The organism is Marivita sp. NO-S04 (assembly GCF_059070475.1).
Window position 1 is genome coordinate 3066703 of the sequence record NZ_CM180980.1, and the last position, 14938, is coordinate 3081640.

The 14938-nt window shown below is 58.6% G+C and carries 16 protein-coding genes and 1 tRNA gene; 8 read left to right on the forward strand and 9 right to left on the reverse strand.

Annotated elements, in window-relative coordinates; genetic code table 11:
- Positions 1–123 precede the first annotated feature (123 nt).
- Both ACK3EW_RS15655 and ACK3EW_RS15660 read left to right on the forward strand, forming a co-directional pair.
- On the forward strand, positions 124–960 hold the full coding sequence (locus ACK3EW_RS15655) for an HTD2 family dehydratase (RefSeq protein WP_439119895.1): 837 nt from the start codon (positions 124–126) through the stop codon (positions 958–960).
- Positions 957–2195, forward strand: coding sequence for a CoA transferase (locus ACK3EW_RS15660; protein ID WP_493806914.1), 1239 nt, complete (start codon positions 957–959; stop codon positions 2193–2195). Before ACK3EW_RS15655 ends, ACK3EW_RS15660 begins: the two co-directional genes overlap by 4 nt.
- Positions 2196–2203: 8 nt before the next feature.
- On the opposite strand, the gene ACK3EW_RS15665 is transcribed toward ACK3EW_RS15660, so the two are convergent.
- The 4 genes from ACK3EW_RS15665 to ACK3EW_RS15680 all read right to left on the reverse strand — a co-directional run bounded on the left by ACK3EW_RS15665 (position 2204) and on the right by ACK3EW_RS15680 (position 6616).
- Entirely contained in the window at positions 2204–2980 is a 777-nt protein-coding gene (locus ACK3EW_RS15665; protein ID WP_493806915.1) for an alpha/beta fold hydrolase, read from the reverse strand.
- Positions 2977–4518: an ABC transporter permease gene (locus tag ACK3EW_RS15670; protein ID WP_493806916.1), complete on the reverse strand. Its 1542-nt coding sequence runs from the start codon at positions 4516–4518 to the stop codon at positions 2977–2979. The genes ACK3EW_RS15665 and ACK3EW_RS15670 overlap by 4 nt, the downstream gene beginning before the upstream one ends.
- Positions 4515–5570 carry a quaternary amine ABC transporter ATP-binding protein gene (locus tag ACK3EW_RS15675; RefSeq protein ID WP_493806917.1) on the reverse strand — a complete coding sequence of 352 codons (1056 nt, stop codon included), beginning with the start codon at positions 5568–5570 and terminating at the stop codon, positions 4515–4517. Before ACK3EW_RS15675 ends, ACK3EW_RS15670 begins: the two co-directional genes overlap by 4 nt.
- 80 nt (positions 5571–5650) lie before the next feature.
- A complete protein-coding gene (locus tag ACK3EW_RS15680) occupies positions 5651–6616 on the reverse strand; it encodes an ABC transporter substrate-binding protein (protein WP_493806918.1) in 966 nt (321 codons plus the stop codon).
- A 268-nt stretch (positions 6617–6884) separates the two neighbouring features.
- Here ACK3EW_RS15680 and ACK3EW_RS15685 point away from each other — a divergent pair, with 268 nt between their 5' ends.
- Positions 6885–7769 (forward strand): LysR family transcriptional regulator, encoded by an 885-nt coding sequence (locus ACK3EW_RS15685; RefSeq protein WP_493806919.1) that lies wholly within the window; start codon positions 6885–6887, stop codon positions 7767–7769.
- A gap of 73 nt (positions 7770–7842) precedes the next feature.
- Here ACK3EW_RS15685 and ACK3EW_RS15690 read toward each other — a convergent pair.
- The 4 genes from ACK3EW_RS15690 to ACK3EW_RS15705 form a co-directional block, all read right to left on the reverse strand.
- A tRNA-Arg gene (locus ACK3EW_RS15690) sits at positions 7843–7919 on the reverse strand.
- Between the two features lie 80 nt (positions 7920–7999).
- The gene (locus tag ACK3EW_RS15695) at positions 8000–9382 is read right to left on the reverse strand and encodes a sensor histidine kinase (protein WP_493806920.1); all 1383 of its coding nucleotides are present in this window, start codon (positions 9380–9382) and stop codon (positions 8000–8002) included.
- 24 nt (positions 9383–9406) lie between these two features.
- Entirely contained in the window at positions 9407–10825 is a 1419-nt protein-coding gene (locus ACK3EW_RS15700; protein ID WP_493806921.1) for a dihydrolipoyl dehydrogenase family protein, read from the reverse strand.
- 3 nt (positions 10826–10828) lie between these two features.
- Entirely contained in the window at positions 10829–11563 is a 735-nt protein-coding gene (locus tag ACK3EW_RS15705; protein ID WP_493809746.1) for a TVP38/TMEM64 family protein, read from the reverse strand.
- Positions 11564–12066: 503 nt separating this feature from the next.
- On the opposite strand from ACK3EW_RS15705, the gene rpmH reads away from it, so the two are divergent.
- The 5 genes from rpmH (at position 12067) to ACK3EW_RS15730 (ending at position 13851) form a co-directional block, all read left to right on the forward strand.
- Positions 12067–12201 carry a 50S ribosomal protein L34 gene (gene rpmH / locus ACK3EW_RS15710; protein WP_493806922.1) on the forward strand — a complete coding sequence of 45 codons (135 nt, stop codon included), beginning with the start codon at positions 12067–12069 and terminating at the stop codon, positions 12199–12201.
- Positions 12202–12230: 29 nt separating this feature from the next.
- Positions 12231–12635: a ribonuclease P protein component gene (gene rnpA, locus ACK3EW_RS15715; RefSeq protein WP_493806923.1), complete on the forward strand. Its 405-nt coding sequence runs from the start codon at positions 12231–12233 to the stop codon at positions 12633–12635.
- Positions 12632–12850 carry a membrane protein insertion efficiency factor YidD gene (gene yidD, locus ACK3EW_RS15720; RefSeq protein WP_493806924.1) on the forward strand — a complete coding sequence of 73 codons (219 nt, stop codon included), beginning with the start codon at positions 12632–12634 and terminating at the stop codon, positions 12848–12850. The genes rnpA and yidD overlap by 4 nt, the downstream gene beginning before the upstream one ends.
- A gap of 75 nt (positions 12851–12925) precedes the next feature.
- Positions 12926–13264 carry a hypothetical protein gene (locus ACK3EW_RS15725; RefSeq protein WP_493806925.1) on the forward strand — a complete coding sequence of 113 codons (339 nt, stop codon included), beginning with the start codon at positions 12926–12928 and terminating at the stop codon, positions 13262–13264.
- Positions 13231–13851, forward strand: coding sequence for a Hint domain-containing protein (locus tag ACK3EW_RS15730; protein ID WP_493806926.1), 621 nt, complete (start codon positions 13231–13233; stop codon positions 13849–13851). The genes ACK3EW_RS15725 and ACK3EW_RS15730 overlap by 34 nt, the downstream gene beginning before the upstream one ends.
- A 160-nt stretch (positions 13852–14011) precedes the next feature.
- Here ACK3EW_RS15730 and argF read toward each other — a convergent pair whose 3' ends face one another.
- Complete coding sequence (argF, locus tag ACK3EW_RS15735; protein ID WP_085628298.1) at positions 14012–14938, reverse strand: ornithine carbamoyltransferase; 927 nt, start codon at positions 14936–14938, stop codon at positions 14012–14014.

Genomic DNA, 14938 nt, shown 5'->3' on the forward strand with positions numbered 1-14938 from the left:
AATGCCGCACCTGCGAAACAGCCTGTACGGTATACTGTGGTATTCCCATAAGTACTTAAAATCATTTGATTTTTTTACTTTTCGGCGATATCTACCGACTTGTGCGCTGTGGGGAGGAAACACATGGACATGCTGAATCTGGATGCCTGGACTGGGCGCGTGACCCATGACGCTGGTTGTGTCACACCCGAATTGGCCCGGCAGCTTCATGCTACGGTAGGCTTCGGAAAAATGCCCAATCATGGTGATCCGCTGCCGCCGCTTTGGCATTGGTGTGCGTTTCCTTTGGCCACGCCGAATGAAAAACTGGGACGCGACGGTCACCCTCGCGAAACCAACCTTCTGCCGCCTGTGCGTCTGGACCGGCGTATGTGGGCGGGCGGTGCTCTCAAATTTTACGGACCAACGCTGCGGATTGGCGATCCACTCGAACGGCGCTCATCGATCCGGTCGGTGACCGAAAAAGACGGATCAAGTGGCCCGATGGTGTTTGTGACGGTCGATCACGCGATCTACGGCCCGTCCGGCCTCGCCATCGAAGAGCGTCAGGATATCGTCTACCTCGAAATCCCCGACACCTACACGCCGCCCAAGAAAAAGCCACTGCCCACAGCGCCGGTTGAGGAAATCGACACCACCGAGGCGCTGTTGTTTCGCTACTCCGCTGTCACCTTCAATGCGCACCGGATCCATTACGACCTTGCCTACACCAAGGAGGTCGAGAAATACCCCGGCCTTGTGGTGCATGGCCCGTTGCAGGCCACGCTGCTGATGCGCGCCGCAATCCGTGAACGCGGCAGGACCCCCAAGTATTTCGATTTCCGCGGTGTGCATCCGATGTTTGCCGGTGCGCCCTGCGAGATCGCAATGGAAGCCGAAGACGCGGTTCTGAGCCTCTGGAGCGGGCAGGACGGGCACCAGTGCATGCAGGCCACAGCCATTTGGGCAGACGCACAATGAGCGTGCTCACGGGTATGCGGGTCGTCGAAGGGTCGGCCTTTGTCGCGGTGCCGCTGGCAGGCATGACGCTGGCGCAGATGGGGGCTGAGGTGATCCGCTTTGACCGTCTGGGCGGTGGGCTGGATGCCGGACGCTGGCCGTTGGCACCGAACGGCGAAAGCCTGTTTTGGGCGGGCATGAACAAGGGAAAGAAATCCATTGCCCTCGACATGAAATCACCCGAAGGACGCGAGTTGATCACCCGGATCATCACCGCGCCGGGTGACGATGCAGGGCTGTTCCTGACCAACCTGCGGGTGCGCGGCTGGATGGATTACGAAACGCTGAGCCAGTATCGACGCGACCTGATCATGGTCACCTTGACCGGGGACCGGCACGGGCGACCTCAGGTCGATTACACCGTCAATCCGGCGTTGGGCATCCCGCACATGACTGGACCTGCGGATAGCGACGACCCTGTCGCGCACGCGCTGCCTGCGTGGGATTTGATTGCGGGCAACATGTGTGTCTCTGCGCTTTTGGCTGCTGAACGCCACCGGCTGCGCGGAAAGGGTGGGCAAGAGGTCGAGATCGCGCTCAAAGACGTGGCGTCGGCCACGCTGGGGCATCTGGGCATGATCGGGGATGTCACCCTCAACACCGAGGATCGAGGCAAATCCGGCAATGCACTTTATGGTGCTTACGGGCAGGATTTCGTCTGCGCCGATGGTCGCCGCGTGATGGTGATCGGCCTGACTGACCGCCAGTGGCGCGGCATCTGCAAGGCGACAGGCACGATCGAGGCAATGACGGCATTGGAGGGACGGCTTGGCGTGTCCTTGGCCGACGAAGGCAACCGCTGGCGCTTCCGAGAGGATATAACGGCGATCCTAAAACCATGGTTTGCTCAGCGCCGCGTGGCCGAGTTCGAAGCGGCGTTCAACGAGGCAGGTCTGACTTGGTCCGAGTTCCGCAGCGTGCGCGAGGCGGTGGAGAAGGATGTGGACCTGAGCACCGACAATTCGATGTTTTCCGAGATCGAGCAGCCGGGGATCGGCACGTTTCGCGTGCCTGCCCATCCGGCAGTATTTAACGCAACGCAACGCAGCGCAGCGACGCCTGCCCCTACTTTGGGTCAGCACACCGAAGAGATCCTGTCGGATGTCGCGGGCTGCACCGGCACTGAGATCGCGCGATTGTTTGATGCAGGGATCGTGCAATCCCCGACCTTCGCCAAACCGCGCAACGCGGCCTGACCCGGCGGTCAGGTCACGGGAGCAGAGGATTCCAGCACGGCGCGGCATTGGTTCTGCAAACCAACATCTTCAAAGAAATCCCGAAGGATGCGGTTGAAGATGCCGGGTTTTTCCAGATGCGCCGCATGGGCGCAGTTGGGGATCACTGCAAGACTGGTATCGTCAATGGCTGTCCAGAGCTGCTCAGTCTGGTGCCATGGATAGGTGCGGTCATGATCGCCCCAGATCACGAGAGTCGGGGCTTTTATGGCAACCAGATTTGGCTCCCCATTCCACCCCTCCATCGCGTTCAGGCCTGCTTCGATAGCTTGCAGGCTGCTGCGCTCGGCGATGGCGGCACAACCTTCAAAACCAGCGGCCGCCTCGCGGTCAAGGAACCATGTCGCAGCGATGCGACGGGCGGTCTTGCGCGGGCCATCGGTCTGGGCCCGGCTTTTCGAGATATGGATCGGCTCAAAACGTCCGGGCAAGACACCCGTCGCTCCGGTTCCATAAAGCACAAGCCGGTCCACCCGATCCGGCGACAGCGCGACCATCTCCTGCGCAATCATGCCGCCCATGGAATGGCCCAACAGGTGGAACCGATCGATGCCTTGCGTGCGCAGGTGGTCCAGCACCCATGTCGCAAAGGCAGTGATCGTGTCCGGCGCGCGCAGATGAGCGTTCAGCCCAAAACCGGGAAGATCGATCGTCACAACGTCAAGGCAGGAGGCAAGCGCCTTGGTCTGCTCGGCCCATTGGCGGCTGCCGCCCATGAACCCATGCACCATGACCAAAGGCATCATTTGCGTGCCCCTTGGACGATGCGATCAAGGATCATCGCACAGAAAAGGATCGAGAAGCCGGCAAGAATGCCCTGCCCCACATTGGCGTATTGCAGCGCTTCGAGCACGTCCTCACCCAGCCCCTTGGCCCCGATCAGGGATGCGACCACCACCATCGCCAGCGACAGCATGATGGTCTGGTTGATGCCTGCGCGGATGGACGGACTGGCCAATGGCAGATCGACCTTGGTCAGCAGATACCACTTATTCGCGCCAAAACTGATCGCCGCTTCACGCACACTTTCGGGTACGCCACGCAGCCCAAGCACGGTCAGGCGCACGACGGGTGTACCGCCAAAGATCATGGTCACGATCACAGCCGCAGGTTTTCCGACCCCAAAGAACGCGATGACCGGGACCATGAAGACGAAGGCAGGCATCGTCTGCATGAAGTCCATGATCGGCTGGATGAACGCATAGAACCTTGGGCGGCGGGCGGCGAACATTCCCAGCGGGATGCCGATGATGATGGACAAAAGCGCGGCGGTCCCAAGAAGGGCAAGCGTCGTCATCGCCGCCTCCCAAAAACCCAAGAGGCCCATATAGGCGAGGAATGCGCCTGAGTAGATCGCGGTGCGCAACCCGGCGGTGAGCCAAGTCAGAAGCACGATAAGACTGACGATCACGATCCATGGTGTCTGGACAAGGATCACCTCGAGCGCGTCCAAAAGCGACCGGATGGCAAAGGTCAGGCCGTCAAAGAATGCCTCTGAATTGCTCACACACCACGCGATGAAGTTCTCGACCAAGGTGATCCCGGTCAGGCGGATATCGGGGTCAGTCGGAAAGGTGCTTAGCAACGAATAGCGCCCCGGAAAACTGTAGTGAATCATGGCGGTGGCCACGATGATCACCATGAACAGCGCACTCAGAACGATGTGCTGCGGCGGCAGACCGGATCGGACCGTCCGGTCGGAAAGCCACTCGGAAAACCGGGCTTCAAGCGCCCAGTTGGCGACAATGGCCTGAATGGCTTTGACCACGATCAACAAAACCACCCCGGTCAGCACGATGGTCGGACCTTCGGCGGCCAAGGCTTCGGCCTCTGCCCGGATGCCACCAATATTCGCCTGCAAGGAATCCACTGTGCGCTGAAACGCATCCACGCGGTCGGACCCGCTTTCGATCGCGGCTGCCAATTGCTGACGACGCAAATCAAGCGTGCCTTCGATGGATGCGATCCGCGCCATGGCATCGGCTGCCAAGTCTCCGAACAGGCCGCGTGCGATCTGCACAAAAGCAAGTGCTTCAAGGATCAGGAACGGCAAGGCCCAAGACCACAGCCCACGTGCGCCAAACCAGATCGGGCCAAAAAGACCCGCCATCAGGTTGAAAGTCGCCGTAAACCGGGACGACGCACCGATCTTGTCGAAGTTTTGGATGTAATAATCAGGGCTTGTGCGCACGAAGGTGCGGATATTCTCGCGGCGCTCTTCGGCATAGGCCAGAGCGGCTTCGCTTTCGGTGTCTTCAAGAGGATTGATGTCTTGCTTGTTCATGACACTTCTGTTCCCTCGATCACGGTGCGCAAAAGATCCTTGCGGGTGATGACGCCGACATCCTGTCCAGCGTCTTGAACGACCACGGCGCTGTCGGTGTCGATGGCGAGATTGATCAGCGTGCTGAGCGTTTCCTGCGCCCCCACCCGTGGCGCATCCGCGTCAATCGGTCCGTGGGCGGCGATATGGGCCTCGATGGGCTGCATGACTGCATGGGCATGCACCACCTTGAGACGCGAAATTCCGGCGACGAAATCTGCCACGTAATCGTCTGCGGGATGCATGACGATGTCTTCTGCCGTGCCCATCTGAACCATCTTGCCGTCCCGCATGATCGCGATGCGGTCGCCGATGCGGACTGCTTCGTCCAGATCGTGGGTGATGAAGACAGTCGTTTTCTTCAGGATTTTGCTGAGCCGAATGAATTCATCCTGCAATTGCCGCCGGATCAGTGGGTCAAGCGCAGAGAACGGTTCGTCCATCAAGAGTACATCCGGGTTCGCAGCCAAAGCGCGGGCCAGCCCGACCCGCTGCTGCATCCCTCCGGAAAGTTCATGGGCGAATTTCGCCCCCCAAGCGCCAAGTTCCACGATATCCAGAATGGCCGCCGCTTGACGCATACGTTCGTTCTTGGCGACCTGCCGGATCTCCAGCGGCATCGCCACGTTGTCCAGCACGGACCGGTGCGGCATCAGCGCGAAGTTCTGGAACACCATGCCGATCTTTCGGTTGCGGAAGGTCTGCAACTCTTTCGGGCCCAGCGCCATCACGTCGGTGCCTTCGATCATGATCTTGCCAGCCGTTGGTTCCAACAAACGGTTGAAATGGCGGACAAGCGTGGACTTCCCGCTGCCGGACAGGCCCATGATGCAGAAGATTTCGCCACGATTGACCGACAGGCTGACATCCGCAACGCCCACAACAGCGTTGTGCCGTGCCAGCACTTCGGCCTTGGTCAGACCTTCCTCGCGGATCGCCCGAAGCGCAGCTTGGGGGTTCGCGCCGAAGATCTTCCAGACATCGGAAATTTCTATGACGGTTTCGTCATCCATCAGGCCACGCCTCGTCATCGGGATTTGGAGATACTGGCCACCGGACTTAAACCCGGTGGCCAATCGTCAGAGGATGGGACTCAGAGACCCAGCCACGCGTCAACGCGGTCGGAATTCGCATCAACCCATTCCGCCGCCACTTCTGCCGGATCGCGGCCGTTGGCGCTGATTTCAAAGGCCAACGAGCTGACGTCCGAGGCTTCAAGACCAAAGTTCTGGAAGAATTCGGCAATCGCTGGGGACCGATCAACCAGTGAATTGGACCATGCAATCTGCACATCCTTGAGCGCATCTTTCGAAGCGACCATGGATTTTGTGTACCAATCGGGGTCGTCCGACGGCTGTACCATGACGTATTTCTCGGGGTCGTATGTTGGCTCGGTGAGCATCATAACGTCGAACATGAACCACACCGCGTGCGGCTCGTAGCAGTAGAAGGCATAGCCCTCACCCTTGGCGATGCTATCCTTGATGCGCGCGGTCTTGACCGCTTCTTCGGCGCGGATCGGTTCGATGAAATCGAGCAGGCCGTAGTCGCGGACCTTGACCTCGTTGACGTTCGCCGATGCCCAGCCCGGTGCACCGATCCAAAGCTCACCCTTGCCGTTGCCATCGCTGTCCATCAGCGCGGCCACGTCGGGTCGACCCAGATCCGCGATGTCAGTGATGTTGTTGGCTTCGCCGAACTGCTTGGACACGCAGAAGCCCTGGTTGCCCTGATAGGGGTTGGAGGACAGCGTTACAGTTCCTGCATCATCGACATACTGCTTGGTAAAGGCTTCCTGGTTCGGCAGCCACACATCCGGGTGTACATCGATGTCACCCTTGCCCTGGTCCATCGCCTGGAAAATCGTCGCGTTGTTGCCCGGCACGTATTCTACAGTGCCACCGATGCGTGTTTCCACGACATGGCCCAATACATGCGCAATAGCCTGCGCCCCGGTCCAAGACGGTACGCCGATCTTGACCTCTTCCGACGCAAAGGCCGGCAAGGCAAGTGCGCTGACCACAGCGGCCAGTCCTAGGCTTTTGATATTCTTGATCATGGTCGTCTCCTCTGTTGATGGCTGGAAATTCGTTTCCAGCTCGACATATTTTTCTTGCACGAACCCAAGCGTTCACGCGCTGGCCTTTCCTCTTGCATCTCCAAGACCGACAGGATCCCCAACGTCTTGGCACAAGAGACTCACGCCCATATCAAAGCGTAGGAACAGTTTTTCCGACCACTCCAATTCAAACATTTCATCAAACTATTCCGGTTTTGCATAGAATTCGATATAGTCCCGGAAAATTCATACTTTTCAGAGGCTTGATATGGATCTCAATTGGTTGCGCGATTTTGAGTGTCTTGCGCGCACTCAGAACTTCACGCGGGCTGCTGATGAAAGAAACATCACTCAGTCGGCTTTCAGCCGTCGGATCAAGGCACTGGAAAGCTGGGTTGGGCTGCCTTTGGTGAATCGGGCCACCTATCCGGTTCAACTGACTGAAGCGGGCGCACAGTTCCTACCGGTGGCGACAAGCGCCATGTCGCACCTCTCTGAAGCACGCCAAACACTGCGCGATGCAGACAGAGGGGGACACCGGTTCATCCGTTTTTCGGTCTTGCACACGATCTCGGTCAATTTCCTCGCCAATCGGATCGAGACCCTTCAGCACAGCATGACCGACATTCGCACGCGGGTGATTTCGGACTCGCTCAGCACCTGTTGTGAATTGCTGGTCGAAGGCGCGGTGGACATCATGCTCTGCTACACGCACAGCGCAGTGTCACTGACCATCGACGAGGCTGCGTTTGACCGCAAAGACCTGCTGACCGACCGCCTGATCCCTGTCGCCGCCGCGCAGTCTGCACGGGACTACGGATGGAACCTCGACAACCGCACCGGCAAGGACATTCCCTACCTCGCCTATGAACGCACCAGCTTTCTGGGGATGGTCGTGGATCACGCCATAGGGCGAAAACCGTTCCGCGCCGAAACCATCTATGTCGATGGATTGGTCGAGGCCATCAAACGCCGCCTCATGGCGGGGAGCGGTTTTGCCTGGATGCCGGAAACAGCGATTCAGAGTGAATTGGCGGACGGCACATTGGTGCGTGTCGGAGGCGACGATTGGGTCGAACACCTGACCATCGCGGCATATGCGAACCCGTCCCAATTCGACAAAACAACGCGCGATCTTTGGGATGTTCTCTAGCGTTAAAGTCGTCGCGTGGCGGCAGATTTCAACGCGTCTGTCTGATGCTGGGAAAGACTTACAAGGGGGAAAGTGGCGGACCGAGGAGGATTCGAACCCCCGACCCCTTGATTCGTAGTCAAGTACTCTATCCAGCTGAGCTATCGGTCCACGAGGCGTGGGAATAGACCCAGTGCCGAAGTGATGCAAGCGCAAATTCCAAGAAATTTTTGCGCCTTGCCAAGAGGCCTCTACGTCAACCCACCCATCGGCAACCGGATGCGGAACGCGGTTCCGGATTCGTCCGTTTTCACAAGCGTCAAAGTCCCGCCATGCCCGCGCGCAAGCTCTTCCGCGATGGCCAGTCCAAGGCCGGACCCGCCTTTCCGTGCACCACCCTGAAAGGGTTGGAACAGGTGTTCAACCGCCTTGGGCGGCAAACCCGGCCCGGTATCGGTGACATCAATACACCAAGCATCGTCACATATCTTGGCCGCCACATTAATCTCGCCCGGCTGACCAGTGCCAATGATCGCCTGCCGCGCATTGCGCACCAAGTTGGACAACACACGGTACATTTGTTCTGGATCGGCCCGCACCATCAGATTGCCGGGCACGTCTTCGCTCAGACTCAGATCAAATTCACCAATGGCCAGACGTTCGCTGTCCAGCACATCCGAGACAAGTTGCGCCAGATTGATCAGCGTCAGTGTCGGTGCGGGCTCTTCCGCACGCCCGAACGCCAGCGTGCTTTCACACAAGGAAACCGCACGCGTGATAGAATTCACCAGCTTGGGCGCCATGCGTTTGACTGCTGGGTCTTCGCTCATCTCGATCCGATCGGTGAAAAGCTGAGCCGAGGTCAGGATATTGCGCAGATCGTGGCTTACACGGGCCACGGCACCGCCCAATTGCGCCAGACGTTCCTTTTGCTTCAACGCCTGTGTCAGCTGGGTTTGCAAAGATTGCAGTGCTTTTTCGGCCTCTAGCAACTCTGTCACGCGGGCCGAGGGCTGAATGATCCGGCGCGCGTCTTCGGGCGCTTTGGCATAGCTTTGCATATGACCGACCACGCCCTTGATGGGTTTGACCAGCAACACCCGCACAGCAAGGAACAAAAGCCCCGCCGTAAACACCGAGATCACAGCAGAGAGCACCAAAATGCGCAAACCGTAATCGATCATCGCCATGCGCAGCTCGGTGGTGTCCAGCGTGATCTCGATCAGCAGACCCCCATCCCGGAACGGGTTGCCAATCACGCGGATGGTTTCGTTCTCTGGGTCGAGCAAACGCACCATCGCATCGCGGATCAGAGTCAAGGCCGAGGCCTCGCGCAAATCGAATGTCTGGGATACCTCGCTTGGCATGGGCGAGGACAACACCAACTGCCGCAGTTCATCACGGCGCAACACCACGTTGAACACACCGGCATTCAACAACAGTTCGGCTTCGAGTTCCGTGTCGATCATGTCGTCCGCCAACAGGGCGAGCGACGCGATCTGCGCCCGTTCAAGGCGGTTGAGCAGAAAATCCTCACGATACCGCGCGATGGAGGGCACAAAGATCAAAACCTCTGCCAACATCACGAAGACAGTCGTCAAAATGAGGAAACGGCCGGAAAGTGAGTTCAACATAGTCGCAATCCCGGCCTTTTCATGTCAGGGAAGCCACTTCTGAACAAATCCGACAACTTTCTTCACGGTATCACTTTCAAACAATCGGGGTGAGAAATAAGCACCCGCCGCCCGTTTGTTAAGCTCCCCAATCGTGGGGTACGGGGCGACCATATTGGCGATCTGGCCCATTTTCATCTTATTGGCGATTACCAGCGCCCAGAGATTGATCAATTCTCCGGCTTGTTCACCGGCAATCGACGCTCCCACCGGACGCCCCTTGACCACCATGACCTTGATCAGCCCACGGGTCTTGCGTTCGGCAATGGCGCGGTCGTTGTGGCTGTAGTGAAAGCGTACGACTTCAAGATTGGTCCCATGCTCTTTGCGGGCCTGCGCCTCGGTCAGACCGACCTGAGATAGTTCGGGCTGTGTGTAGGTGGCCCACGGGATGTGCCGCGTGGTGGCCTTGGCAGGCAGACCGAACAGCATCGAGCGGATAATCACACCGGCATGGTATCCTGCGACGTGGGTGAACTGCAGCCCTCCGGCGACATCGCCAATCGCATAGACCTTTTTATTGGATGTCCGCAGGCTGTCATCCACGGCAATTCCTGCCCGCGTTGTCTTGATCCCTGCCTTATCCAGATCCAGACCGTCTGTATTGGCACGCCGACCGACCGCGACAAGGATATGCGTGCCTTTGAACACACGGCCATCCTCGGTCTCCACTTCTATCGCGCCCTCTTTGCCCCGCACTTCCTTGGCGTTCGACCCTTCGGCAATCTCAAGCCCTTCTTCGCGCAGACTGTCGAGAACGATCTCGGCCATTTCGGGGTCATCCTTGCCCAGCGCCTTGGCCCCTTCGATCACCGTCACTTTGGAGCCCAAGCGCAGATGCGCCTGCGCCATTTCCATGCCGATGGGACCGCCGCCGATGACCAGCAGATGCTCGGGCTGTTCACGCAGCTCCCACAACGATTCATTGGTGATGTAGGGCACTTTGTCCAAACCAGGGATCGGCGGCACGAAGGGAGATGAGCCTGTTGCGATCACCACCCGGCGTGCCGTGATGCGATACTCACCGGCCTCAACCTCGGTCGGGGACACAAAACGCCCGTATTCCCGGATCACCCGGACGCCCAGACCTTCGAAGCGCTCTTGGCTGTCCACTGGTTCGATCTGACTGATGACATCAGCGACGTGGTCTTTCGCGGCAGCGTAGTTCACCTGAGGCGTGACGCTGGCGATGCCGTAGCGGTCAGCATGGGACATTGCATAGGCGGTTTTGGCCGAAGCGATCAGGGCTTTTGACGGAACACACCCATAGTTCAGGCAATCACCGCCCATCTTGTGCGCTTCGAGCAGGACAACGCTGGCCCCCATCTGCACCGCGCCTGCCGCCACCGACAATCCGCCGGACCCTGCACCGATAATAAGAACGTCTGTTTTGATCTTTTCCATGGCTCAGAGACCTTTCTTGCCGCGCACGGCCTTCAGAGCGATCGGCAGTGCCGCAAGAACACACAAACCAAGGATCGGCAGCAGGATATGAGGTTCAAAGATGATGCCGAGGTTCGGCGTCTCACCGCGGGCAAAAACCTCACCCAGACCGGCACCGACTGACGTGTAGACCACGCCTCCGGGGATGATGCCAAGAAAGGTTGAAACAAAGAAGCGATACAGCGGGACACCGACCAAAGCAGGAACAAGATTTGCGACAAAGAACGGCACTGCAGGCACCAGCCGTATCAGAAACAACATCGACCACTGGTTTTCGTCGATCCCATCCTTGATCTTGCGCACAGCGCCGTCGCTGGCGTCCATCTTTGCGGACAGGCGTTCACCCAGACCATAGCGCGCCGCTAGAAAGATCACGGTAGCGCCCACAGTCGCAGCAAAGACGTTGAACAAGGCACCGGGGAACACGCCGAAAAGAAACCCGCCGGTCAGCGTGGCGATGGTCGCCCCCGGCAGGGAAAACCCAACGATCAGGACATAGGCCAGAATAAACACACCAGCGGTCAGCAGGTAATTGGCATCACGGAACGCCTCAAGCGCCTCACGGTTGGCCGCAAGTGTCTCGAAACTCAGATAATCGCGCAATGTGACCGTACCGACAAGCGCAACAGCGCCAATCGCGATCAGGGGCGCATAACGTTTCCATGCAGGGGTGTCTTGGGTGTTGGTCATATCGGTCATGTCATACAGGCCGGGAAAGGCCGCCTCTTCAAGTGTTGTGTTGTGCTTGATCAAAACATGACCCTTGCAGCAGCGCAGCAACACCCGGCTCACGCCTGCTTGATCAACGGCTCCGCTTTGCGTGAGAATTCGTTCAGGATCGCGCCAGATTGAAACAAACCCAGCCACCGTTACCGAGTTTTGTTGCAGTCTGTGTCAGGTTCACACGCGGCCGTGTGGCAATGTTTCAAAACGCGGCATCATCCAAGCCCCCAAACCTCTTCTCTGTTTTGCAAATAGCCCGGGAAGACGCCCACACGGCGACGTGGGCAGCACCCCCAAAAACGCGGTTCGCAGCAGAACGTATACGATGCGGCCTTGCATCGTGTCACCGATCAAGAAAAACGGCGTGAATCCCCGACACAGCGTTTGACAACCCAAAAGCACCTGCCTATAGCACGGGCTTCGAATAACCCCGGCGGACGAATCCGCGCCCCCGGACCGACCAGACGGAGTAGGACGCGATGAAACGCACCTTTCAACCATCGAACCTCGTACGCAAGCGGCGCCACGGCTTCCGTTCGCGCATGGCAACCAAAGCTGGCCGCAAGATCCTGAACGCGCGCCGCGCCCGTGGCCGCAAGTCGCTGGGCGCGTAAGCGCCCCGCGACACCACAGGTGATTTGACATGACACCGCCGGAGGCCTCCTTGGTTGCAAGGGGAAATACGCCTCCGGCGGTGTTGTCATGTCCACCCGTCACCATTCTGCGTCATCGCGCCGATTTCTTGCGTGCCGCCCGCGCCTTGCGCCGGGGGACGGATGGAATGCTGGTACAGGCACGGCATCGCAACGACGACGATCCGACGATACGCGTTGGCTATACCTGCTCCAAGAAGATCGGCAATGCAGTTGCTCGCAATCGGGCCAAGCGCCGCCTGCGTGCAGTTGTTGCCGAAACGCTGTTACCCGCAGCACAACCCGGCTGGGATTACGTTCTGGTCGGCCGCCCCGGCGTCACCATAGACCGTGATTTTCAGGCCTTGAAGAGTGACCTGACCTACGCCCTGCGCAAGATCCACGCCCAGACATGACACCGCTGGCTTGGACCCTTGCCCTGCCCGTCCGCGCCTATCGCCTGATCTTCAGCCCTTGGGTCGGTCACAATTGCCGCTACCACCCCACCTGTTCAGCCTACGCGCTTGAAGCGTTGCGCAAACATGGCGGGATCAAAGGCGGCTGGCTTGCCGCCCGCCGCATCGCCCGCTGTCACCCTTGGGGAAGTTCGGGAATCGACAACGTGCCCTGAGCGCTGATTTCGCAACCACTTAAACCACCGTCAATGATTTTGCCTGACACTGCGCTTTGAAAAGGAGCCGGTGTCTTGGTTGTCGTCATTAGTGCCATCAACAATGAATTCGCGATTGCGTCGGGCAGCAATGTCAATGTGACATCAGCCTACAGCTATTTTGACTACCCTCCGAACTCGACCAAGGATCTCGTGATCACCGCGAACAAAGGTGACGCTTCGCCTTACGAATTCGGCGTAGGCGACAGCTATGACCTAAGCTGGTCCGGCAATGGCGGTGCCAGCACTCTGGAAGACGAACCATCATCCGCAGCGATTATGTCGGCCCCGGTCAAGGCGCAGTTGTCTTCGAAGGCACAGAGGAAGGTTCAGGCGAATTGGTGCAGCTTGTCTGGTCGCCGGGGTTCGATCTAGAAGGATGGTACTGGTCCAATGGCGGCGGCCCGTCCACACCAAACGCCTTTTGGACCACTGATCAGGACGCCACTGCCACATACCAAACGATCTGCCTTGCGGACGACACCCGCATCGACACACCCTTAGGGCCAAGACCCGTACAGGCTTTGCGCGAAGGCGATCCTGTCCTGACGCTCGACAACGGAGTGCAACCGGTTCTGTGGGCCCGTCGACATGTTCAGGTGCTGGACCAGAGGTCAGAAAAATCGGCACGCATCCTGATCCGAACATCGGCGCTCGGCGCAAATCGCCCTTTCACAGACCTGATCGTATCTCCTCAGCATCGGATACTCGTTGGAGGGCAGGTACAACTCTCGAATTGTTTTAGCAGCGAAGCCTTCGTTCCAGCCAAAGCGCTGACCGAGACGCCCGGAATTCGCCAACTGCTTAAGAAACGCGCTGTGACATGGGTACATTTTGCCTGCGCGCGACATGAAATCGTCATCGCACATGGCTGCTTTTCGGAAACCTTGCTGCTGGGCGAAATGGTGATTGCCGGGCTCACATCGCAGGAACGTCTTGGCCTTCAACGCGTGTTCCCGTAAACGCAGGATATCGGCCAAGCGCTGAACGGCCCACCATCCCGACCGTGTCTGCCAGTTCAGCACAGCCGGGATCACCTTCGAAAACGAAGATCCCCGCGTCTTGCTTTACACAAAATGCAGGGTCTCAATTGCGCTCAAGCGGAAACACGTCTTGAGGTGATCACACCCCAAGGCAGTAGCGCATGATCGCTTTCTGCGCATGCAACCTGTTCTCTGCCTCGTCAAAGATCACCGATTGCGGGCCATCCATCACCTCGGACGTCACCTCTTCACCGCGATGCGCTGGCAAACAATGCATGAACAGCGCGTCGGGTTTGGCGTGCCGCATCAGGTCTACATTGACCTGATAGGACCGCAGCATATTGTGCCGCCGCTCTTTGGCAGATTGCGCATCGTGCATCGACACCCAGGTGTCCGCGACCACGAGATCGGCCCCTTCCACCGCCTTGAACGGATCACGTTCAATGGCGACAGAGACCCCTGCATTCCGCGCAAGCCCCACAAACTCCATCTCGGGATCAAGCTGAACAGGCCCGGTGAAGGTGAAATCAAACCCGAACTGCGCCGCCGCATGCAGGAAGGACGCACAGACATTGTTGCCGTCCCCACACCACACAACCTTCTTGCCTTTGATCGGCCCGCGATGTTCCTCATAGGTCATCACGTCCGCCATGATTTGGCAGGGATGCGTGCGGTCGGTCAGCCCGTTGATCACCGGAACGCTGGCATATTCAGCCATCTCTTCCAGCACGGCCTCATCAAACGTCCGGATCATGATCAGATCGACATAACGGCTCATCACCCGCGCGGTGTCGGCAATGGTTTCGCCATGGCCCAACTGCATGTCCGACCCCGAGAGCACCATCGTCTGGCCGCCCATTTGACGCACACCCACATCAAACGAAACCCGCGTGCGGGTCGAAGGCTTTTCGAAAATCAGTGCAACCATGCGCCCTGCCAAAGGTTGCGTGTCATCCGGCGCGCCTTTGGGACGACCGTTGCGGCTGACTTTCATGGCGATGGCTTGGTCGATCACAGTCCGAAGGTCGCCCGCGTCGGTTTTGTGAATATCCAGAAAATGCTTCAT

Coding starts and splice junctions, on each gene's coding strand:
- ACK3EW_RS15655 (WP_439119895.1), top strand. CDS start 124: ATGGACATGCTGAATCTGGATGCCTGGACTGGGCGCGTGACCCATGAC.
- ACK3EW_RS15660 (WP_493806914.1), top strand. CDS start 957: ATGAGCGTGCTCACGGGTATGCGGGTCGTCGAAGGGTCGGCCTTTGTC.
- ACK3EW_RS15665 (WP_493806915.1), bottom strand. CDS start 2,980: ATGATGCCTTTGGTCATGGTGCATGGGTTCATGGGCGGCAGCCGCCAA.
- ACK3EW_RS15670 (WP_493806916.1), bottom strand. CDS start 4,518: ATGAACAAGCAAGACATCAATCCTCTTGAAGACACCGAAAGCGAAGCC.
- ACK3EW_RS15675 (WP_493806917.1), bottom strand. CDS start 5,570: ATGGATGACGAAACCGTCATAGAAATTTCCGATGTCTGGAAGATCTTC.
- ACK3EW_RS15680 (WP_493806918.1), bottom strand. CDS start 6,616: ATGATCAAGAATATCAAAAGCCTAGGACTGGCCGCTGTGGTCAGCGCA.
- ACK3EW_RS15685 (WP_493806919.1), top strand. CDS start 6,885: ATGGATCTCAATTGGTTGCGCGATTTTGAGTGTCTTGCGCGCACTCAG.
- ACK3EW_RS15695 (WP_493806920.1), bottom strand. CDS start 9,382: ATGTTGAACTCACTTTCCGGCCGTTTCCTCATTTTGACGACTGTCTTC.
- ACK3EW_RS15700 (WP_493806921.1), bottom strand. CDS start 10,825: ATGGAAAAGATCAAAACAGACGTTCTTATTATCGGTGCAGGGTCCGGC.
- ACK3EW_RS15705 (WP_493809746.1), bottom strand. CDS start 11,563: ATGACCGATATGACCAACACCCAAGACACCCCTGCATGGAAACGTTAT.
- rpmH (WP_493806922.1), top strand. CDS start 12,067: ATGAAACGCACCTTTCAACCATCGAACCTCGTACGCAAGCGGCGCCAC.
- rnpA (WP_493806923.1), top strand. CDS start 12,231: ATGACACCGCCGGAGGCCTCCTTGGTTGCAAGGGGAAATACGCCTCCG.
- yidD (WP_493806924.1), top strand. CDS start 12,632: ATGACACCGCTGGCTTGGACCCTTGCCCTGCCCGTCCGCGCCTATCGC.
- argF (WP_085628298.1), bottom strand. CDS start 14,938: ATGAAGCATTTTCTGGATATTCACAAAACCGACGCGGGCGACCTTCGG.